Origin of the sequence: Trichocoleus desertorum ATA4-8-CV12 (assembly GCA_019358975.1) — a bacterium.
Lineage (GTDB): Bacteria > Cyanobacteriota > Cyanobacteriia > FACHB-46 > FACHB-46 > Trichocoleus > Trichocoleus desertorum_A.
The window spans coordinates 1-20,759 of sequence record JAHHIL010000024.1; the positions used below are offsets into that span (position 1 = coordinate 1).

16 protein-coding genes and 1 pseudogene are annotated in these 20,759 nt (G+C 49.1%); 11 read left to right on the forward strand and 6 right to left on the reverse strand.

Going from position 1 to position 20,759, the window contains the following annotated elements:
• Positions 1 to 122 precede the first annotated feature (122 nt).
• The 3 genes from KME12_16555 to KME12_16565 are packed head-to-tail and all read right to left on the reverse strand — an operon-like array spanning position 123 to position 2,130.
• Positions 123 to 605: a phycobilisome protein gene (locus KME12_16555; protein MBW4489399.1), complete on the reverse strand. Its 483-nt coding sequence runs from the start codon at positions 603 to 605 to the stop codon at positions 123 to 125.
• Between the two features lie 14 nt (positions 606 to 619).
• Positions 620 to 1,102, reverse strand: a complete 483-nt coding sequence (locus tag KME12_16560) for a 2Fe-2S iron-sulfur cluster binding domain-containing protein (GenBank protein MBW4489400.1) — start codon at positions 1,100 to 1,102, stop codon at positions 620 to 622.
• Between the two features lie 29 nt (positions 1,103 to 1,131).
• Positions 1,132 to 2,130 (reverse strand): hypothetical protein, encoded by a 999-nt coding sequence (locus KME12_16565; protein MBW4489401.1) that lies wholly within the window; start codon positions 2,128 to 2,130, stop codon positions 1,132 to 1,134.
• 247 nt (positions 2,131 to 2,377) lie between these two features.
• Between KME12_16565 and KME12_16570 the strand changes: the two genes are divergently transcribed.
• The 4 genes from KME12_16570 to KME12_16585 all read left to right on the forward strand — a co-directional run bounded on the left by KME12_16570 (position 2,378) and on the right by KME12_16585 (position 9,538).
• Positions 2,378 to 3,385: a LysR family transcriptional regulator gene (locus KME12_16570; GenBank protein ID MBW4489402.1), complete on the forward strand. Its 1,008-nt coding sequence runs from the start codon at positions 2,378 to 2,380 to the stop codon at positions 3,383 to 3,385.
• Positions 3,386 to 3,416: 31 nt separating this feature from the next.
• Entirely contained in the window at positions 3,417 to 4,745 is a 1,329-nt protein-coding gene (locus KME12_16575; GenBank protein ID MBW4489403.1) for a serine/threonine protein kinase, read from the forward strand.
• 140 nt (positions 4,746 to 4,885) lie between these two features.
• Positions 4,886 to 6,328 (forward strand): ABC transporter substrate-binding protein, encoded by a 1,443-nt coding sequence (locus KME12_16580; GenBank protein MBW4489404.1) that lies wholly within the window; start codon positions 4,886 to 4,888, stop codon positions 6,326 to 6,328.
• A gap of 519 nt (positions 6,329 to 6,847) precedes the next feature.
• Positions 6,848 to 9,538 carry a PAS domain S-box protein gene (locus KME12_16585; GenBank protein MBW4489405.1) on the forward strand — a complete coding sequence of 897 codons (2,691 nt, stop codon included), beginning with the start codon at positions 6,848 to 6,850 and terminating at the stop codon, positions 9,536 to 9,538.
• A 54-nt stretch (positions 9,539 to 9,592) separates the two neighbouring features.
• On the opposite strand, the gene KME12_16590 is transcribed toward KME12_16585, so the two are convergent.
• Positions 9,593 to 10,276, reverse strand: a complete 684-nt coding sequence (locus KME12_16590; protein MBW4489406.1) for a Crp/Fnr family transcriptional regulator — start codon at positions 10,274 to 10,276, stop codon at positions 9,593 to 9,595.
• A 411-nt stretch (positions 10,277 to 10,687) separates the two neighbouring features.
• Here KME12_16590 and KME12_16595 point away from each other — a divergent pair, with 411 nt between their 5' ends.
• Entirely contained in the window at positions 10,688 to 11,620 is a 933-nt protein-coding gene (locus KME12_16595) for a hypothetical protein (protein MBW4489407.1), read from the forward strand.
• Positions 11,621 to 11,902: 282 nt separating this feature from the next.
• Here the strand turns inward: KME12_16595 and KME12_16600 are convergent, their stop codons facing one another.
• On the reverse strand, positions 11,903 to 12,775 hold the full coding sequence (locus tag KME12_16600; GenBank protein ID MBW4489408.1) for a Cof-type HAD-IIB family hydrolase: 873 nt from the start codon (positions 12,773 to 12,775) through the stop codon (positions 11,903 to 11,905).
• A 189-nt stretch (positions 12,776 to 12,964) separates the two neighbouring features.
• On the opposite strand from KME12_16600, the pseudogene KME12_16605 reads away from it, so the two are divergent.
• The 4 genes and pseudogenes from KME12_16605 to KME12_16620 all read left to right on the forward strand — a co-directional run bounded on the left by KME12_16605 (position 12,965) and on the right by KME12_16620 (position 18,608).
• Positions 12,965 to 14,185, forward strand: a pseudogene (locus tag KME12_16605) (chromate transporter).
• A 77-nt stretch (positions 14,186 to 14,262) separates the two neighbouring features.
• Positions 14,263 to 15,207 (forward strand): cation diffusion facilitator family transporter, encoded by a 945-nt coding sequence (locus KME12_16610; GenBank protein MBW4489409.1) that lies wholly within the window; start codon positions 14,263 to 14,265, stop codon positions 15,205 to 15,207.
• Positions 15,208 to 15,245: 38 nt separating this feature from the next.
• Positions 15,246 to 18,245, forward strand: coding sequence for a DNA polymerase I (polA, locus tag KME12_16615; protein ID MBW4489410.1), 3,000 nt, complete (start codon positions 15,246 to 15,248; stop codon positions 18,243 to 18,245).
• A gap of 51 nt (positions 18,246 to 18,296) precedes the next feature.
• A complete protein-coding gene (locus tag KME12_16620; protein MBW4489411.1) occupies positions 18,297 to 18,608 on the forward strand; it encodes a hypothetical protein in 312 nt (103 codons plus the stop codon).
• A gap of 18 nt (positions 18,609 to 18,626) precedes the next feature.
• On the opposite strand, the gene cobS is transcribed toward KME12_16620, so the two are convergent.
• Positions 18,627 to 19,376, reverse strand: coding sequence for an adenosylcobinamide-GDP ribazoletransferase (gene cobS, locus KME12_16625; GenBank protein MBW4489412.1), 750 nt, complete (start codon positions 19,374 to 19,376; stop codon positions 18,627 to 18,629).
• 558 nt (positions 19,377 to 19,934) lie between these two features.
• Here cobS and KME12_16630 point away from each other — a divergent pair.
• The gene (locus tag KME12_16630; protein MBW4489413.1) at positions 19,935 to 20,393 is read left to right on the forward strand and encodes a hypothetical protein; all 459 of its coding nucleotides are present in this window, start codon (positions 19,935 to 19,937) and stop codon (positions 20,391 to 20,393) included.
• Between the two features lie 27 nt (positions 20,394 to 20,420).
• Positions 20,421 to 20,621, forward strand: a complete 201-nt coding sequence (locus KME12_16635; GenBank protein MBW4489414.1) for a hypothetical protein — start codon at positions 20,421 to 20,423, stop codon at positions 20,619 to 20,621.
• Positions 20,622 to 20,759 lie beyond the last annotated feature (138 nt).

The following is a 20,759-nucleotide window of genomic DNA, read 5'->3' on the forward strand; positions in this document are numbered from 1 at the left end:
AGTAGAAGCTTGGCAAGAGGAGCGCAATCAAGAGAAGACCTGGATTGATTGGCGATTTACGACCGCAGATGCCAGGATAAAACTGCATCGACTTTACCCGTCAACTAATAATTGACTGACTACTAGGAATCCGCAGATCCTCCTAGTAAAGCGCGATTTAACTCTAGGATGGGACAAAACAAACGAGCTTCCGCCGGAGTTAAGTGCTGCCGCACCACATCTTGCATGAGTTGGTAGGTGACATCACAACTCCGTTCGGCTCCAAACGCTTTCATCACCGTTTGCATCCAGTACAGCAGGCGATCGCGTAGCCAATCGGCGTCATTGAGTAGCATGGCGATCGCGGAATAGCGCAAGACTCGGAGGGTATCTCGCCGCCATTTCCCAGTTACATCTTCAGCGCCATTCTGCAACAAAGTTGGGTCGAGCGATCGCATCTTAGCTTGCACCTGTTGGACAATGGTAGCCTCAGCCACTTGGAGTCTGGCATAAGCACTTTGTCGGAGATTAAAAGACTGGAGATAGTCACTGAAGAACTGTAGCTCTTCATCGGTGGCATAACGACCATCTACGATTTGGCTCAAATATTGTATTTGACTCAGCATGTAGTTAATTGCTCTTAAACATCAGTGGTATGAGGGAAATATTCCCCGACTTTGAAACTCGTGTCTTCTAGTTGTTTCAGCATCGAACGAGTAATCAATTTTCCGACTTCAACCAGCACTTGGCCTGTAATCGGGTGGAGTAAATCTTGCTCGGCACGTCGCCCAATTAACGCCTCAATATCTTGTAGCGAATTAATATACATACCAGGTGGCAGTTCTACTACCACACCATTGCCCAAAACCCGCGATTGACAAGCGAGGCGCGAGTTGGGTTTACAGGTAGTAATGATTTCTAGAGTCCGCTGCTCCCGGCGATTCATAGCGGAGAGGGAGTCCATCCCCTGACTCACATAAACGTGACAGGTGGCACACATGCCACGACCACCACACTCTTTGAGTACGTCTAAGTCTTTGTTAATCAGAATGGAGAGCAGACTACCGTTGGTTTCAACAGAGGTTTGTTGAGCGATCGGTTCTAGTCTGACAATTTTGGCCATATTTTTAACACTGAATGCTGTAGAAAAACTTATGGAGATTGCTGTAATAAGATTTGTTTTTGGCGATCGTTGAGGGCTCTTTGTTCTACGATGGTCGGGAAATCCCGAATGACTTGCGAGCACCGCTTGATAAAGGCCATCACCCATTGCTGAATCCACTGCTGCTGCTCAGCCGTAATGAGTTGGTTGGTGCCTTGAGCTAACGGACTCGAGAAGTTGAGGTGCGCAGAACGGTCAACCTGGAAGTTGTGCAGCCAGTCGAGATCGGGGCGGCTCGATTTCCAATAGTTAGTGATCACTGCCGTACCCAGATACTGAGTGGTGAAATGGCTGAGGTGGTTGAGCGTTGCTAGTAGTTCTTTGAGATCCACCGAAGCATCCACTTCTGATGGCGGTGGCGGCGTGGGCTTGGGTTCAGGAGGGGACGCTGTTGGTGCAGGTGATTCTACTTTGACAGCAGGGTTTGCTTGGGATGGGGCAGGAGAGATCTGCGCTCCATTGGGGGTGGCAGTTGGCTCCGCGTCGGAGGATGTGGGGTTGGTAAGAGCAGAGGAACCGCTCCTAAAGGCATGAGAGCCTGTCGCTAAGGTGGAGTCGAGGGTGCTGGTGGGATTGCCGTCTATCCGCTGCTTCCAGTAGTTGTGGCCTGATATTGTGACATCACTGGCCAATAGCCGGAAGGTCGCGATCGCCGTGGTGATGTCTTCTTGCAAAGCGGCTTTGAGGTTAACGATCGCTTCTGAATAGTCGGCATAAACTAACTGCGCTCGTGCTAAAACGAGCAAGATAATGCCGTGATCAAGTTTATAAATGTAAACTTGGTGCCCCGTGAATTGAAACACGAATGATTCAAATCCATCTGGGGTCGTTTCAACAACTTGCCGAATTCCTTGAGCGAGTGCTTCTTTTTGTTGAAAGTTCAACGTTTGATCGACACCGCAAAAGTAAGGGCGCGATCGCCCATCCATTAGGGCAACACCCGCAATTCCTGGTAAATTCAGAAAGTCCCGGACAACCTCCCGCTTCATAGGTGCTCTAAACGCTAAGTTTCATTTATTTTCGATTTCGCTGCAATGGATTCGGTTCAACTTATGCCACAAAGTAGTGTGGGGAGGAAATTTGGTTTTCGATTGCCTAACTAGCATCATCCTAGAATCCATACAATACATGCACCCACTATCCCAAATTTCACATTTCCCTAAATTCTGTAAATTCTGTTAATTTCTGTTCATTGACTTGGTGCTACTAGGCTCCTTTTTCGCAGGTTTAGCCGTTATGTCTGACCTTCCTTTTACCTTGGATCAACTCCGTATTCTCAAAGCGATCGCCGCTGAGGGAAGTTTTAAGCGAGCCGCTGACAGCTTATATGTCTCCCAACCTGCTGTCAGTTTGCAAGTACAGAATCTAGAGCGGCAACTCGACGTGCCGTTGTTCGATCGCGGTGGCCGCCGGGCACAACTGACTGAAGCAGGTCACCTACTCCTCAGTTATGGGGAAAAGATCTTAACTTTATGTCAAGAAACCTGTCGCGCGATCGAAGATCTGCAAAATCTCCAAGGTGGCACCCTAATTATTGGAGCGAGTCAGACAACCGGAACCTACCTACTTCCCCGGATGATTGGTCTGTTTCGGCAGCAGTATCCTGATGTCTCGGTGCAGTTGCACGTTCACTCCACCCGTCGTACGTCCTGGAGTGTAGCAAATGGGCAAATCGACCTAGCGATCATTGGTGGCGAGGTTCCTCCCGAACTACAGGACTCATTAGAGATTATTCCCTACGCTGAAGATGAACTCGCACTCATCTTACCTGTGTTTCATCCTTTTGCTAGGGTTACCACGATTCAAAAAGAAGACCTTTATAAACTGCAATTTATTGCGCTGGACTCGCAGTCCACCATTCGTAAGGTAATTGATCAAGTCTTAACGCGGTGCGGGATTGAAACTCGTCGCCTCAAGATTGAGATGGAGCTGAATTCTATTGAAGCAATCAAAAATGCGGTGCAGTCGGGCTTAGGCGCTGCCTTCGTCTCTGTTTCCGCCATTGAGAAGGAGCTTCAAATGGGAGTCTTGCATCGAGCCAGAATTGATGAAGTGGTGGTCCAGCGGATGCTCTCAGTGATTCTCAACCCCAATCGTTACCGCTCGAAAGCTGCTGAAGCGTTTCTCAATGAGGTTTTGCCTCGCTTCAGCAATCCGACTCAGGCGATGAAGCAGCATGATAGTGAATTACTAGAATCACCCGCTTTGACAGCTGTGGTTCCTAGCTCTAGCGGTATGGACTAGCACAATTGCCATCACCTGACTGACTAAGCTCATGGATCTTTACTGCACCCGTCCAGGCTGTCCCAGACCGCAAAACTCATGTCCCGACCTAGATAACACTCAAATCTTAAAAACAGTGGCGCAGAAGTATTGCACCACCTGTGGCATGTCTTTAATTTTAATTGGTCGCTACTTGCCCCTAAAGCTATTGGGTAAAGGTGGCTTTGGGGCCGCATTCCTGGCCCGCGATCGCTATACTCCAGCGATGCGGCAATGTGTTGTAAAGCAATTTCAACCTTCTGGCGATCTCAATCCTGATCAGATAGAAGTTGCTAAAAATCTGTTTGAGCGTGAGGCAGAAGTTTTAGAACAACTTGGCAATAACCACCCTCAAATTCCCGACTTGTTTGCATTTTTCTCTTTGACGGTGCCGAGCCGTACTGCGAACAAGCAAGATGAGTTTTTCTACTTGGTGCAGGAGTTTATTGACGGCCAAACTATGGAGGAGGAGCTAGCTCAAAAAGGGCAGCTTTCTCCAGATGAGGTGGCGGAAGTTTTGGTTGAAGTGCTGAAGATTTTGCGATTTGTGCATGACAACCATTCGATTCATCGCGACATTAAACCCTCTAACATCATGCGGCATCGGAATGGCCGTATTTACTTGCTAGATTTTGGCGCAGTTAAAAAGGCCGCAGGCGCTGCTGCAAAAACATCGACAGGGATCTACTCCACCGGATATGCTCCACCCGAACAAACTTCTGGTGGCCAGGTCTACCCTGCTACAGACTTATACGCCCTTGCTGTCACTTGCCTTCACCTACTAACTGGAAAAGAACCCGCCGATCTCTTGGATTCCTATAGTAATTCTTGGAATTGGCGATCGCAGGTAACCGTGAGCGATCGGTTGGCTGCGGTTTTGGATCGGATGCTTTTATCGGCACCTAGTCAGCGCTTTCAGTCTGTGGCCGAAGTCACAGCAGCGCTAGCGCCCAAGCCTACTCCATCTGTTGCCCCGCCCCTTTCTGTTTCTCCCGCTGCGGTAACTCCCCCTTCGCCTGTCCCAATTCCTCCTCCGCCTGCTCCAGTTCCTGTCACTCCACCTGCCCCCCCTGCTGTCGCTCGTTCGCAATTCTCCACCCTGGAGTTAATTGGCGGCGCGGCGTTTACAGGGTTTGAAGGCGGACTGATTGCGATCGCCTTAACCAGCCTTTTGCAACCAATCTGGCTGGGAGCGGGTGTTTCGCTCTTAGTCCTGAGTGCTTTAGTGTTGGCTCAGGCTCGTCGGGTGATTGAAAAGGTGGATCTGGTGATTATTACCGGAATCACCTTAGGGCTAATGTATCTGCTTAGAGGTTTCTGGAGTCTCGCTTTTGTCCTTTGACCCGGAGTTTGTACGTGGTTATTCAACAAAATGGTCAAGCTGAGGAGCAAGCAGGCGAAGCTTACGCTAATTTTTTATTGACAGAAGAAGGCCAGACTTTAATCGCCAAAGCAGGTTTTGTCAGAATTCGTTGAGCAGCTATGTCCCCCAAAAATGAAACGACCGTTCTTGCTGTCTCGTTGCTAATTACCCTAGGTCTTCTGGGTGCTGGTGCTTGGTGGCTGACGCATCGCACCCCTGGTTCGGGGATCGGGGCTTTGTTGGGTTCTCAAGGTGACAGGGTCGCTAATCCTGATCTGTCTGTCCCAGGGTCAGCGCAAATTAGCTTTGGCGCACAATCTCTAACGGGTGGGACGCTTAGCTCTAGCAAACAACAAGGCATGAAAGCCTTGGCTCAAGAAAGCTATGACCAAGCCGTTGCTAATTTTACGGCGGCTTTGCAGGAGCAGCGCAATGATCCAGAGACTTTGATTTTTCTCAATAATGCTCGGATTGGACAGCGCAAAAGTTATGCGATCGCGGTTGTTGCTCCCGTTAAGACTGACTTAAATGGAGCGTTAGAAATTTTTCGGGGGGTTGCTCAAGCCCAAAGCGAAATCAATCAGGCTGGAGGCATTAATGGTGCTTTTCTCAGAGTGGCGATCGCTAATGATGATAACGATCCAGATACAGCTAAACGACTCGCCGCCAACTTAGTTGAAAACCAGCAAATCTTAGGTGTGGTCGGTCATTACTCTAGCGATGTGACTTTAGCTACTAAGCCAGTGTATGCAGATGGAGAGCTGGTGGCAATTTCTCCGGTCAGTACTTCGGTGGAGCTATCAGCTTCAGGCGGCCAGCCAGCAGGTTCCCCCCACTATGTTTTTCGCACTGTCCCTAGTGATTATGTAGCGGCTAGAGCCTTAGCTGACTACATGCTGACGAAGTTGCAGAAACAAAATGCCGTGGTTTTCTTCAACTCGCAAAGCAATTACAGCAAATCGCTTAAGTCCGAATTCGTCAGTTCGGTTCTGACCCGAGGTGGACAAGTAATGGCTGAAATTGATTTGTCTGACCCCAGCTTTAGTGCTGCTAAGAGCATTGAGCAAGCGTTGAAGCAAAATGCTGAGGTGCTGATGTTGGCAGCGAACACGAGTAGTTTGGACAGGGCTTTGCAAGTGGTGCAACTCAATCGCCAACGCCTGAGTCTTTTGGGCGGCGACGATGTTTATACGCCTAAAACTTTAGAGATAGGCGGTGATGCTGCGGTTGGCATGGTCTTATCTGTGCCCTGGCACATTGATGGCGATGCCACGGCTAAATTTCCTAGCCAATCTCGACAGCTGTGGGGTGGGGATGTCAACTGGCGGACGGCTCTGGCTTATGATGCGACTCAAGCACTCATCGCAGGTTTGCAGCGTAACCCTACCCGCGCGGGTGTTCAGCAAACACTGTCTAGCTCAGACTTTTCAACCACGGGTGCGTCTGGAACCATTCGCTTTTTGCCATCTGGCGATCGCAACGCCTCTGTGCAATTGGTTAAGATTGTGCCAGGACAGCGATCGGGAACTGGATACGATTTTGTGCCTGTACCATTACAATAGTTTGCGTTAGAGCAATTCGTGAATTAGTTTTTTGCCCTAACCAAAAAATTTGGTGAGAACCCAGAACTTTGCTTCCATCTACAACAGTTCTGGTATGAGGTTGCGGAAAAAACACGTTTTTCTACTGATGTCTCTGGCCGTTCTTTCCCTAATATTAAAACCAGTCGTTCTGATACCAAGGTAGCTTTAAGTTTTCTTTTTTCTCTGTGCCAAATGTTAAGGCAAGTCTTTTAATATTAAGCTCAAATCTTAATCTTTGTTTGCAGCTCCAAACAAGTTTTGGTTCTCAGTTTGATCATAAATCTAATTTAGACCCTGATTTAGCTTCTGATTCAGGTATCTGAAAAACTAGCTTGATTGTTGATAGTCAAGCGATCGCCGCTCTTCTCAAAGTTCTTATCATGGCTACAGCGATTCCTTAAAACGCGAAGACCGTTGTAACTACGTGATGCTGCCTTAGCTTTCTTATCAGAGTTTTCTCCAGATTTCTCTTAGTTCCGTAAACCCGTCTCGCTGCCGATGGATAGCCTAAATCAATTACTGCAACATGCACCCATTGGTATCCTCTACGAAAGTTTAGATGGCGGTATCTTGAGGGCTAACACTGCTTTTTGCCGTTTGATTGGCTATAGCGAAACTGAACTGCGGCGCTTAGATTACCGCACTATTACTTATCTCCCCGACCTGGCCTTAGAACTCAGTTTGTTACAGCAAATAATTCAAGGACAACAGCGAGAAATTACCCTAGAAAAGCGATTTCTTTCCCAGGACGGCTCTATCATTTGGACTGAAGTAAAACTGGTCTTAGTTGGCGAGTTGGAAGATGAAGATAGCTATATTCTGATTTTTGTCACAGATCTCAGCGATCGCCAGAAAGTAGTGGCAGAAATTCAACAACGGCGAGAACGCGAAGCTCTGTTGAGTAAAATTTCAGCCCAAATTCGGACAACTTTTGATTTTTCGGCCATCTTGCAGTTAGCTGTAGCGCAACTACGAGAGGCACTAGATACAGATCGGGTCTTAGCTTATCAGTTGCTGCCCGACCAGAGTGGTACCTGTATTGCCGAGTCGGTCAACCTAACCTATCCGCCGATGTTAGGGCAGAATTTTCCAGCCGAGTGTATTCCTCCTCCTCACTTAGAGTCTTATCGTCTTGGTAAGCTCTGGTGCATTGCCAATGTTGAGCAAGAACCTTTGGCAGACTGTCACCAAACCATGTTGAAGCAGGTGCACACCCGCAGCATGGTTGCCGTCTCTATCCAACACATTCGAGAGGCCTTAGATCCCCAAAAGCGCAGTTTATGGGGTTTGCTGGTTGTCCACCACTGTCGAGCCCCGAGAAACTGGACTGCCGATGAGCAACAACTCATCCAAGCCGTTGCCGATCAGGTCGCGATCGCTTTAGAGCAAGCAAATCTTCTGCAACAGTTGCAAGCCTATGCTCAAGAACTAGAAGGTCGGGTCAACCAACGCACCCGCTCCTTAGAGCGATCGCTACAGTTTGAGCAACTGATTCGCAACCTCACAGAAACCCTCCGCAAAGGCTTAGATGAAGATCAAGTGCTGCAAGCTGCTGTCGAGGGTCTAGTAGAAACTTTAGCGGTTGATGGATGCTATGCCAGCCTGTTTCACTCACAACAGCAAGCCCTAGAAGTACGCTCTGAGCACTGCCAACCCTCCTTTGCTCAGTCCTTAGTAGGTCAATCTTTTAGCATTCAAAGCTGGCCTCCCCAGTATCGCCAAAAGCTTTTGGCGGGTGATGTTTGTGTGCATGAAGTTGCTTTAGCGGCACTCTCAGATTTACCCTTACCTGTACCGATCTGGAGCGATCGCCCTAGCTCAGATCGCTTAGACGCCAATGCCACCGTGATTGCCCAACTGGTTAGCCCCATCCTCGACGACCAAGGTTTGATTGGAGCCTTGTGTGTTTACCACACTCAATCACGCTATTTTGAGCCATCGGAGATCAAGCTGATCGAGCAAGTCGCCAATCAGTGCGCGATCGCCCTACGCCAAGCCTACTTGTATCGACAAGAACATCAGCAACGAGCCAGCGCCGAACATTTCCGCTTGTTTCTAGAAAAATCAATTGACATCTTTGTGGAATATGACCAAGAGCATCGCTACATCGCCATTAACCCTGCGGGGATCGCACTCTTGGGATATTCCCTCCCCGAAATCTTGGGTAAAACGAACCAAGAGTTACTAGGCTCCTCCGCCCAAGAGTTGGATCACCTCATTCATCAAGCCTTCAAAACTGGAGAACCTGTTTTTGTCGATCACGAATTATCCCTGCCTTCTGGCTTCAGGTTGTTTGAAACCATTTATACGCCAATCACCGATCCAGCAGGGATTGTTCAACGAGTGGTGGGAGTTTGTCGAGACATCACTGAATTTCGTAGGCAGTGGCAGCTCTTAGAAACCCAAAACCATCAACTGACCGAAACGACTCGCCTCAAAGAAGAATTTATTGCTACCACTAGCCATGAACTACGAACCCCTTTGACAGCAATCTTAGGCTTCTCCAACGTTTTGCTACAAGAATTTTTCGGTCAGGTGAATCCTAAGCAAAAAGATTACATCGAGCGCATTCATACCAGCGGTCAGCACTTACTGGATCTGATCAATGACATTTTAGATTTGTCACGCTTAGAAGCCGATCGCCTAGAACTCGAACTACAGCACATTTTCATCAACGATATTTGTGAAAGTGCCATTAGTTTTATTCAAGAGCGAGCCGAAAACCAAAATCTGCGCTTAGAAATGGAGATTGAGCCAGAACTGGAATACATCGTGGCTGATCCCAGACGGTTGAAACAAATGCTGCTTAACTTAATGACTAATGCTGTGAAATTCACACCTACTGGAGCAGTGGGCCTGAAAGTTTACCGCTCTTGCCAGCAGCGATCCGACAATATTCCAGATACCATTAACTTCTTGATCTGGGATACAGGCATTGGCATTGCCGAAGCGGACCAAGCTCTACTCTTTATGCCCTTCTCCCAAATTGACAGCTCTTTGTCTCGGCAGCATCAAGGTACTGGACTAGGTCTTGTCATTACCCGTAAGTTGGCAGAACTCCACGGCGGTTCGATCACCTTAGAATCGGCTTGTGGGGAAGGTTCACGGTTTATTTTGTCCTTACCGCTGCAACAGCCATCTCAGTTACTGTTGGGCTGGAGCTATGCAACCATGCAGCACCCGCTGTAAAGTGAGCCTGCGTGGGCAAAACGCAGACTCTGCTTTACAAGCCAAGCAACGATTTTAACGATTTGCTAGAGAATCAGCAGGCAGACACAACAAGTTATCGCCCTGATTGTAAATCAATCCCTTTTGGCGCAGCTTACCCATCAAGCGTGTCACTGTAACACGAGTGGAACCGATCGCGCTGCCAATTTGGGCATGGGTGAGAGACCAAGGCAGAAAATAACCGTTCTCGCAAGGTTCCCCAAATTCTTCGATTAATAAGGTGAGGAATCCTAATAAACGGTCAATGGTGCGACGCTGCCCTAGAGTACTCAACCACAGTAGTTTGCGCTGGTGCTGGTAGCGGAAGGCATCTAGCACTTCACGGCGGAAATGGGGCCAATTGTCCAGGTCATGCCAGTACATCCAAACTACAGAAGTTTGGTCTACGTGAGCATAACTTTGTAGGGTAAAGGGAGACTGGGCCACAATTTCAAAGGGTTGTCCTGCACCTACAAAGCCCAAGAAAGCTTCTTCAGGGCTAATGCGAGGCAAGCGTGAATTGCTAGTCGCACTAACTTGGGCGCTGCCAACTAATCGGACAGAACCTTTCTGCACCAGATACAGTAAGCCAGGGCGAGCTGGAATCTTTTCATCTTTGCTGAAGACACGACAGCGGTAGTGCTCCTGAGACCAATCTAAGATGCGCTGCCAGGTTAGGAAAGGTCGAGATGCTTCTGAAGGTGAGGATACTGAGTACATAAAACCAGGCTTTTAGAAACTAAACAAAATAGATCTAAGACGGCAAGCTTAATAAGGGGGCAAGGATTGTTAAGCTCAACTCGACTCCTTAGGCCAAGGCAATTTGATACCGCTAGCTTAGATCTAGCTTTTTCCAATGTTTCCATACCCGTACTAAAAATCGTACATAAACTATGTAAACAGGTGTGTAAACACGGAGAAAGCTAAATGTACTAGACTTTCATTATTTTTGAAAGTTTCAGTAGCTTTTGGCCCGTTAGCCTAAAGTGAGCAAGGTTGAACCTGGTTATCCTCGTACCATACATGAGTAAGAGTTTACCGATCGTTACCTACCCTGCGCTGCAATTATTGTTACTGAGGCGGTTACAAGAGGTAATCTGCCTACGGAGTGATGTTTTTCCTCTTGATTGCTTGTCAACACCCCTAAAGACAGAAGCAGGATTGCTACTTCTAGGAGAGATAGATCTACCGATTTCTCTGCAACGAGTAAAAGGGACGCTGCCAGTTTTGTATAGGTCTGCGATCGCTTTGCAACTCGCTAAGCCTTGCCGTCAGCCAGGGCTAAAACTTGCAGGTGCAATCGCTGAGGGGTTTTCTCAAGGGGCGATCGCTCAGGAGGGATCAGATTGCTCAGGGCTGGGAATCAAGGAAGTGATTCTCCGAAATTTTACGGTAAAAGTAGATCCACCGGGTTGGCTATCTTTTGAACTCGCCACCTCTGGTTTAGCGGCTTGGTTGCAGTGCTTAACCCAAGCCTACGTGCCTCTACTAGAACAGGAGTACGATTTAGTTTCTCAAGGCTTCCCGCTAGGATTCACGCCAGAGCACGCATTGCCGAACTCATCAGATTTCTCTAGGGGTCAGGTTTTTGACCTATTTACAGTTCAGTATGCGCACGCTCGCTGTGCTGCTTTGCTACGCTTAGCGGGTAGACATGGCATGACTGGAGATTTGACCAACACGGACCAGAATCTACCGAGTGCGATCGCTCCGCAACCGATTCCTTGGCTGAGTGCCGCAGGTGAGTTGCGCTTAACTCACGCTTCCGAACAAAGTTTAGTTTTTGCCTTGATAGACACAGCGGATCAATTGTTAGATCTGATCACAAGTGCAGCGATCGCTCAGTCACCGCCTTTAGGGTGGCAAGCCAAGGTGGAGAGATTAGTCTCAGCTTTGGCCCAAGCCTTCCTCGATTTCTATGCCGCTTGTCGGCTTTGGGGAGAGGTCCAGCAACGAGATCCAGCTTTGGTGCAAGCGCGACTTGGTTTAGTGTTGGCCACTCAACTGATGCTACAGGGAATACTCCGTGATTTTTTAGGTCTCATGGCACCTACCGAGTTATAGAAATTAATCGCTGCTGGGAGGAAGAAGTTTGGCTAGAACCCCTGACGTGAAATCGCTCTAGCTTCAAATCCCTTATCACAGAACTCCCATATTGGAGCTATCTAACGTTGTATCTTATGAAATTTATTTGAAGAAGGGGTGACAAAGCTGTGTCAGTCAGTTATATTAATTCTTGTGTGAGGAGCGAACCAGTCAGGGCACCGAGACGAAACACGGCCAGTCGTCGGTGCCCTTTCTGACTTTTAAACCAAAATCACCCAAACCAGCTTTTATAAACCCGAATTACAGTACAAACTCTTCAATCGCAGCGGCGGCTCCATCCAACTCTACGCTGGGAGCAACCCAATCAGCGATCGCTTTTACGTCATTGGGTGCATCTCCCATCGCCACACCAATTCCAGCGTATTCCAGCATTTCTACATCATTAAAGTTGTCGCCCACAGTCATGACATTCTCGGCTTGGAGGCCCAGGATTTCTTCGGCTAGGTGCCTTACAGCGACTCCTTTATTCACTAAAGGATTGGTGGCTTCAAAGAAGGTGGCGACAGATTTGGTCAAGTAGAGTTCTGCGGGAGTGTAATGCTGGCGCAGACCACCAAATAATCGCTCAATTACGTCTGTGTCATCGCTCAGAGCCAATACCTTAGTCGGTTCATCGCTCAAGGCTCGGCGTAAGTCCCCCACCACAATCGGCTCCACTTCCGATCGCTCCGCATAAATCTTGGTCTCTGGCGTCAGTTCCCGAACGTAGAGCTGGTCATTGATATAGAAATGCACCGATAGCAGCGATCGCAGTTCTGGCTGTTCGAAATAATCTAACAGGCGATGAGCAGTTTCCTTCGACACAGGCCAATGGCGATGAACTTGTTGAGTCACGACATCTTTAATCAAGGCTCCTTGATAGGCCAGTAGAGGCAAGTCGGAGCCAACAGCTTGATGAAAGCGTACCGCCGAACAAAGCATTCGACCTGTGGCGATCGCCACCTTCACACCTTTGGCTTGAGCGGCTCGAATAGCTTGCTTAACAGGTTCACGAACTTGATTTGAGGTTCCGGCGATCGTGCCATCAATATCCAAAACCAATAACCGGATGTCTTTGGGCGTAACCTCTGTAGACTTTGCCGCAGTGGGTTGAGCAGCGGTAGATTCCTTCATCGTGACCTCCTCAGGTGCTAGCTGGTAAGAGTTGGGCTGCTGTGCCAATTTTTATCCCCAGCGTATCAGGCTCAGCCAACCTTGCTCTAGGTGGTATCAAGAGAGCACTATCCAGGCTTAGATAGGCGCAAATGCAGGACTCAGTCTGGCACAATCCTTTCAAACTATCATTACAGCAGGAGAGTCGCAGTGGCGCAGGAACCTGAGGAACTTCAGGGAGAGCAGGCAGCAGAATGCGATCGCGCTCTGACCCACAAACAACAGCAACAACGATTAACGGAACTCGCACTGGTATTTTTACGGTTGGGGGCGATCGCTTTTGGGGGGCCTGCGGCTCACATCGCCATGATGGATCAAGAGGTCGTGAGCCGCCGTTAATGGATGAGCCGAGAGAAATTGCTCGATTTGTTGGGGGTAACAAACTTGATTCCAGGCCCCAATTCGACCGAGTTAGCCATTCACATCGGCTACGAGCGAGCAGGCTGGCGCGGCTTGTTGGTTGCGGGAGGTTGCTTTATTCTGCCTGCGATGCTGATCGTTTGGGCCTTAGCTGCTATTTATGCTCGCTATCAAACGGTTCCTCAGGTGGCATGGCTGCTCTATGGCATTAAGCCTGTGATCATTGCCATTGTGGTTCAGGCGATATTGAATCTGGGCCAGAAGGCAGCCAAAGATGGGCCTACGATCGTCGCAGGTGTTGGTGCGATCGCCGCCTACGTGGCTGGTTTTAACGAAATTTTGGTGCTGATTTCGTTGGGGGTCGTGGTGATGCTAGCCAAGAACTGGCAAACCAGAGGTAACTCAGTCGGAGCATTCTTGTTACCTTTTTCGGGAATTTTGGCCCAAGGTGGTACCACTACAGCAGCCATCACATCTGTTAGCGGGGTCAGTATCTTTCTCTTCTTTCTCAAAATTGGCTGTGTTCTCTACGGCAGTGGTTATGTATTACTAGCCTTTCTCCAACGGGATTTAGTCGATCGCCACCAGTGGCTGACATCGCAGCAGCTTTTAGATGCCGTTGCCATTGGTCAAATTACACCGGGTCCAGTCTTTACTACGGCCACCTTCATTGGCTATCTGCTGGCAGGAAATTCTGGGGCCATTGCTGGAACCATCGGCATTTTCTTACCCGCTTTCGTGCTGGTGTGGGTTATTAATCCTTGGGTGCCTAAGTTGCGGCAATCCCTCTGGGCCAGTGGTTTTCTAGATGGTGTGAATGTGGCTTCTCTGGGATTAATGGCAGGAGTCACCTACACCTTAGGACGAGCCGCACTGATGGATTGGTTAACCGTGCTCGTGGCAATTTTGAGTGCGATCGCGGTGTTTCAATTCAAAATCAATACAGCCTGGTTAGTGCTGGCAGGAGGAGCGATCGGATTTGTCTCACACCAATTTGGATGGATAGGCTGAGCGAGCCATCGACAAAACCTACACAACGGCTCAGATCCCTTACTGATGCAGGAATAAATTGTGATAGCCTTTGGGCTATGGCTGAGGCATACAGTCGCCGTCGGGCGATCCATCAAGTTTTATTGGCTACTCTTTGGTTAACACTGCTAATTTTTGCAGTGAAGGTTTGGGCTGGCTGGGCAGCTAAATCTCTCAGTCTGTTAGCGGAATCGGTACACACCTTAATCGATGGGTTTAGTACGCTTCTCAGCATCTTAGCGGTCACTTCGCCCTATCGCACCACGGGACGAGAAGTGTGGGGGCATGGTCGCTTAGAATCCGTTGGTGCCCTCTTACTTGTAGCTCTGCTAGGTTTTTCGAGCCTCAGCTTGCTTGGTGCAGCCTTGCAGCAATTAGAAGCTTCGACTCGCAACGGTGCTTTGCCCTTTTCTGTCAGCATGAATCTGCCGCTGATCCAACTCTTAGGGGTTGCGATCGCCATTGGTATTTGTTTAGCGTTTTTCGAGCGCTATGAAGCGAGAGTCCTCGAAAGTGTGGCTCTACGACTCAATGCTAACCATATTTTGCAAGATGCTTGGCTGAGCGTTGTCGTTTTGATTGGGCTCGTAGGAGTCTGGCGCGGCTACGTTTGGCTCGATCCGTTACTAGCGATCGCAATGATCTTTGCTGCCATCCGGAGTTGTTGGCGAGTGCTGAACTGGCAGCTACCCCTCTTAGTGCGGCAAGTGGCGATCGCCCCAGAAATTTTGGCGCAACTGGCACGGCAAGTTGAAGGGGTAACCCACTGCTACCGGATTGAGTCGCGTGGGATTGTCGGTCGGCAGGTATTTGTCGAAATGTACTTAGTGTTGCACCCCGAATTTACGGGAGCCGCCCGCGTCATTGCCGAACGAGTGGAGGGCGCGATCCGGGAACGCTACGGCCCCGTACAAACCATTATTCATATAGACACGGATCAAGCCTCCGCAGAAAATTCCCACGACTCGCTCGGAACCAACCACACCCACGACAAACCCAGGTAAAGACTAGGTAAGGAGCGGAACTCGCTAGAATGGGATCTATGGCTCAATCTACTTCTGCTGCTGTGTCTACTCAAAATTCCCTGCCAGAAAAGCATCCCAAGGTGATTCTGGTTGATGGTCATTCTTTAGCCTTTCGCTCGTATTTCGCCTTTGCTAAAGGGCGAGATGGGGGGTTACGCACTTCCACTGGCATTCCCACCAGCGTGAGTTACGGTTTTCTCAAAGCCCTGCTAGAAGTGATGGAATCTGAGCAGCCAGACTACATGGCGATCGCCTTTGACTTGAGTGCGCCCACGTTTCGCCACGAAGCCGACGAAACCTACAAGGCAGGCCGTCCCGAAACACCAGAAGATTTCAAGCCAGATCTGCAAAACCTGAAAGAACTGCTCCAAGCCCTCAACTTGCCCGTGGTCACAGCTCCTGGTTATGAAGCCGACGATGTGATTGGGACTTTGGCCCGACGAGCCAGTACAACCGGGTATCCTGTCAAGATTTTGAGTGGTGATCAAGACTTATTTCAACTAATTGACCTCAACCAAAATATTAGAGTGCTGCATTTGGGCAACCCTTTTGCTCGCGGCAACACCGGGCACCCGAATGAATTTGGCGCTGAACAAGTAAAAGCCAAATTGGGCATCTTGCCTAGCCAAGTTGTTGATTACAAAGCCCTCTGTGGTGACTCCTCCGATAACATTCCAGGGGTGAAGGGCATTGGCGCGAAAACAGCAGTGCAATTGCTCAGCACCTATGGCTCTTTAGAACAGATCTATGCCTCCTTAGATGAGATCAAAGGAGCCGTGAAGCAAAAGCTGGAAGTGGGGCGAGAAGAGGCGCGTCACTCGCAATGGATGGCCCAGATTCATCTGGATGTACCCTTAGACATCAGCTTAGAAGACTGCCAGCTCAAGGGCTTCGATCGCGAAGCTGTGGTGCCATTGCTCGAAAAACTAGAGTTTCAGTCTCTGCTCAAGAAAACCTTACAACTGCAAAAACTCTTTGGGGGTGCGGAGTCTGACAATGATGCTACCCCCGATTTCTCAGAAACTGACGGAGTCGCAGCCGCATCAGCTGCTCAGGAAGGCACTGCCACGACTCAACCGTTTCTGTCAGACTTTGAAAGCGAGGACTTAGCTTTTTTCAGTGCCGAAGAAACTGATGCTGCCCAGCAACAGAAGCATGGCCCTGCCCTGATTCAGCCCCAAATCATTCAATCGCCAGAGCAGCTAGCCGAACTGGTGCAGCGGTTACAAGCCTTGAGCGATCCAGCGACCCCCGTTGCTTGGGATACCGAAACCAGTGACCTAGAGCCACGAGATGCTGAGCTAGTTGGCATTGGCTGCTGCTGGGGAGCGGGCGAAAGTGACATGGCCTATCTGCCCGTGGGACACAAAACTGGCTCTAACTTGGACAAAGCCACGGTCCTAGAAGCGCTACGGCCCATCTTGGAAAGCACTGCATACCCGAAAGCCCTGCAAAATGCCAAATTCGATCGCCTGGTGTTCCGCTGCCAAGGCATTGAGCTAGCAGGGGTAGTGTTTGATTCGATGCTAGCCAGTTATGTGCTTGATCCAGACAATAGCCACAACCTCACCGACTTAAGCCGCCGTTATCTAGGGATCACGCCGCAAAGTTATACCGAACTGGTTCCCAAAGGCCAAACGATCGCGGATATTGATATTCCTTTAGTCGCTAACTACTGCGGCATGGATGTCTACACCACCTTCCACTTAGTCGCTAAGCTGAGAGCTGAGCTAGTAGAGGTTCCAGAGCTACACCGCTTGCTGCTGGAGATAGAACAGCCGCTAGAACCTGTGTTAGCGGAGATGGAATATTGTGGGGTCCGCATCGATCAGGAATATCTGCGGGAGTTTTCGCGATCGCTAGAAAAAGAGCTAGCTTTGATCGAGGCCAGAGCCTACGAAGCAGCGGGTGAGAAATTCAATCTTGGCTCACCCAAGCAACTGAGTGAGCTGTTATTCGACAAACTCAAGCTCGATCGCAAAAAATCCCGCAAAACTAAAACAGGCTACTCCACGGATGCCGCCACATTAGAAAAGCTGCAAGGTGATCACCCTGTCGTCGATGCCATGTTGGAGTCTCGGACTCTGTCCAAGCTCAAGTCTACCTATGTCGATGCGCTGCCCAATCTAGTGCGGCCCGATACGCATCGAGTCCATACCAACTTCAACCAAACAGGCACCACCACAGGACGGCTCTCCTCCTCCAACCCCAACCTACAAAACATTCCGATTCGGACTGCCTTTAGTCGGCAAATTCGCAAAGCCTTTATTCCAGAGGAGGGGTGGCTTTTAGCAGCGGCTGATTACTCCCAAATCGAGTTACGGATTTTGGCCCATCTTAGTCAAGAACCTGTTTTAGTTGAAACCTACCGCAACAATGAGGATGTCCATACCCTCACCGCTCGGTTACTGCTGGAAAAAGACACCATTACCTCTGAAGAACGCCGCTTGGGTAAGATCATCAATTTTGGCGTGATTTATGGCATGGGGGCGCAGCGGTTTGCTCGTGAGTCAGGCGTGAAAGCTTCAGAAGCCAAGCTCTTTATCGATCGCTTTAACCAACGCTACCCGAAAGTTTTTGCCTACTTGCAGACCATGCAACAACAGGCGATCGCGCGAGGCTATGTTGAAACCATTTTTGGTCGTCGGCGCTATTTCAACTTTACGAATGACAGTTTGCTAAAGCTACGCGGTCGTAAGCCCGAAGAAATTGATCTCGATAGCTTGCGGCCTGGTCAATACGATGCAGGTTTCCTGCGAGCTGCGGCCAACGCCCCGATCCAAGGCTCTAGTGCTGACATCATCAAGATTGCGATGGCAAAACTGCACGAGATTTTGCGCTCTCACCAAGCTAATTTGCTGCTACAAGTTCACGATGAACTAATTTTTGAACTGCCCTTAGAAGAATGGGAGTCACTAAAACCCCAAATTAAATCCACGATGGAAACCGCTGTTCAACTCAGCGTACCGCTCTTAGTGGAAATAAACGCAGGTAAAAACTGGATGGAAACCAAATAACAAGCTGATTGGAATTAGCAAGCTCTTATTCTTGGCTCAAGGAGCATTGGCGTGACCTTCCGAAAACCAATTACCACTTTGGGTGGCCTCATGTGGTGGCAAAACATCAAGCAAGACATGTACTTCTTGATGCAGGAGCATAAAGTTGGTTTACCGATTTGGCCCTATAAATATCGCATCCTGCTTCGCGAGAACAGAATGGAGATTGCTAACTCCAATGACCTCCAAGAGATTGAGCTGGATTGGGAATATTTACAGGTTCATGCAGTTCCTCAGTTGAATCAAAAGATTGATTTGGGAGCGATCGCTCCTGTGGACGTGATGACAGTTTTGGCAGGAGTCATTAAAGTTTTTGTCCTCTAAAAAAGCCTGTTGAAGGCATTACAGCACTGTCAGAAGACCCAAAAAAAAAGCTTCTGTCCACTCCACTACGGCTCCGTAGGTATCACCCGTATGACCGCCGAGCTTGTGGTTAAACCATGCGCCCATTAGCCAAGCGATCGCCACGCCTCCCACAGCCATCCCTAAGGCAACAGGCCATTGAGCTGGATCGAGCGCCACTTGCAGCCCACTCAGACCCAACAACAAAAACAAGCTAGGCACTGCCTCCCAGAGCGAACGAATGGCTTCCTTATGAAATGCCCCTTTCCCTGTGGGTTTGAGGTACGGATAACGCGCGATCGCCACGAGTTGTCCCCAGCGGCCCCAGCCTGCCGCCGCCATCAAAGCCAGCCATCGATCTCCCTCCAAGTCATTCAGAGCTGTGGTTTTGAGCAAGACGAGAGCGATCGCCACCATCACTCCAAAAGCACCGGAGCGGCTATCCGTCATTACCTCCAAGCGGCGTTCTGGGTCTAAAACCGCCAGACCGTCTGCAGTGTCCATCGCTCCATCTAAGTGCAAGCCACCTGTCACAGCTATCCAAGTCGCTACGATCAAGGCACTGCGAGTCAAAATAGGCATCGCGATCGCTTGTAAGCCCGCATCCAGCAAGCCTAACAACCCCCCGATGAGCAACCCTATGCAAGGCGCGAGACGAGCTACTCCTTGAAACTCTAAGGCCCAATTTGGGGGGATGGGCAGACAGGTATAGAAGGCGATCGCCGCCGCTACTCTAGAACTAACTCCCACAAATACTCCATTTTATTAGCGCCACTACCCCGGCGTTGATTCGCCCCGCTGACCAGTCTCGGTGATTAGAGGGTAGTTTTCAGCCTTTTGACCGAACTCATACTTCCCTGAAACCAGCAAAATTAAGGAGAAGAATAGACTTTATGGTGGCTTTAGGTTCCTTACTTTAAGACCCCTTCTATGCGGTTGGATCAGAAACCGAGTCCTTAGCTTGGACCCATCTTAGGTTGGAAACACTCAATAAATTTATTCAAGTGAACTATGGTGACCAACCACCCAAGAGGGTGTTGCTAAATCGGGTAAAATCAGCAGATTCTCTCAAATTTTGTTAGTAGCGAACCGAAAATCTTGAGCTAAGATTGTTTCGTACCCAACCTTTTCCTGATCCAGCAGGCACCCTCTCAGGGGCTAGCTGTCCTGAAGTCGTCCCGTTAGCGTATCTTTAGAGCTGCTTCTAGCTTTGGTCACCAAGTCCTTGGTTACTAAATTCTTAGCCGAGTTCTAGCGTCAATTCTAATCCCTGCATCCCGCTATAAGGCCCATTTGAGGCTGTTTCCCATGAGTCATGATCCCCTGTCTAGAGATATGAGGTTGCCAGCCCCCTGCATTGTTGATACTGGCATCATTGTGAGTAAACAAGATATGCAGCGGCTGCTAGCTGACTTGGGCCGAGTTCGCTATGTCTACACCCAAGACGGCAATCTTCTCAGTGAAGGGGAAGGATGCGTACTAGAAGTCTTTGCCGATCCGCAACAGTCAACCCTCGTTGCCAACCACGCGCTGTATTTAAACGTTTATAGCTTTGACTACTTAAAGCTAAAAAAATCAGTTGAGCTACAACCTTGTTTTGATCTAATTCAAGATGCAAGACAACTCCGGCTGATTCCTGTCTCCAATCCTCTGCAAGATCAAACTACCCGAAACTTGAATGCAGCCGCTCTAGAAGCAGTCGTAGCTGAGGTGCTGTCTGCTAATTGGGATGTCAGAATTGATGATGAAGAGAACTTTTCTTTTTAAATTCATCTTTACGTCTGGTTTTGATGAATGAAGGTTGCGGTCTTCAGTAGCAAACCCTATGACCAAACGTTTCTAGCAGCTGCCAACACCCAACACGGTCATGAGCTGCATTTCTTTGAATCTCACTTAACTAGCCAGACTACGGTGCTAGCGGCTGGTTTTTCTGCAGTTTGCGTCTTTATCAACGATTCTCTAGATGCTGAAGCGCTAGCTGCTTTATTGCAGTAGGGAATTCGCTTGGTTGCGCTGCGTAGTACAGAATTTAATCATGTGGATATAGCAGCTGTCGTTTATTGGCATACGATCGCGTTCCCAATCCTGCTTATGAGGCGATCGCGGTGGAGTATGTTTTGTTAGCCAACTTAC

Excerpts from the sequence above, each read along its gene's own strand:
- KME12_16630 (MBW4489413.1), top strand. The coding sequence starts at position 19,935 with ATGAGTCATGATCCCCTGTCTAGAGATATGAGGTTGCCAGCCCCCTGC.
- KME12_16560 (MBW4489400.1), bottom strand. The coding sequence starts at position 1,102 with ATGGCCAAAATTGTCAGACTAGAACCGATCGCTCAACAAACCTCTGTT.
- KME12_16570 (MBW4489402.1), top strand. The coding sequence starts at position 2,378 with ATGTCTGACCTTCCTTTTACCTTGGATCAACTCCGTATTCTCAAAGCG.
- KME12_16585 (MBW4489405.1), top strand. The coding sequence starts at position 6,848 with ATGGATAGCCTAAATCAATTACTGCAACATGCACCCATTGGTATCCTC.
- KME12_16555 (MBW4489399.1), bottom strand. The coding sequence starts at position 605 with ATGCTGAGTCAAATACAATATTTGAGCCAAATCGTAGATGGTCGTTAT.
- KME12_16635 (MBW4489414.1), top strand. The coding sequence starts at position 20,421 with ATGAAGGTTGCGGTCTTCAGTAGCAAACCCTATGACCAAACGTTTCTA.
- KME12_16610 (MBW4489409.1), top strand. The coding sequence starts at position 14,263 with ATGGCTGAGGCATACAGTCGCCGTCGGGCGATCCATCAAGTTTTATTG.
- KME12_16575 (MBW4489403.1), top strand. The coding sequence starts at position 3,417 with ATGGATCTTTACTGCACCCGTCCAGGCTGTCCCAGACCGCAAAACTCA.
- KME12_16580 (MBW4489404.1), top strand. The coding sequence starts at position 4,886 with ATGTCCCCCAAAAATGAAACGACCGTTCTTGCTGTCTCGTTGCTAATT.
- KME12_16600 (MBW4489408.1), bottom strand. The coding sequence starts at position 12,775 with ATGAAGGAATCTACCGCTGCTCAACCCACTGCGGCAAAGTCTACAGAG.
- KME12_16590 (MBW4489406.1), bottom strand. The coding sequence starts at position 10,276 with ATGTACTCAGTATCCTCACCTTCAGAAGCATCTCGACCTTTCCTAACC.
- polA (MBW4489410.1), top strand. The coding sequence starts at position 15,246 with ATGGCTCAATCTACTTCTGCTGCTGTGTCTACTCAAAATTCCCTGCCA.
- KME12_16565 (MBW4489401.1), bottom strand. The coding sequence starts at position 2,130 with ATGAAGCGGGAGGTTGTCCGGGACTTTCTGAATTTACCAGGAATTGCG.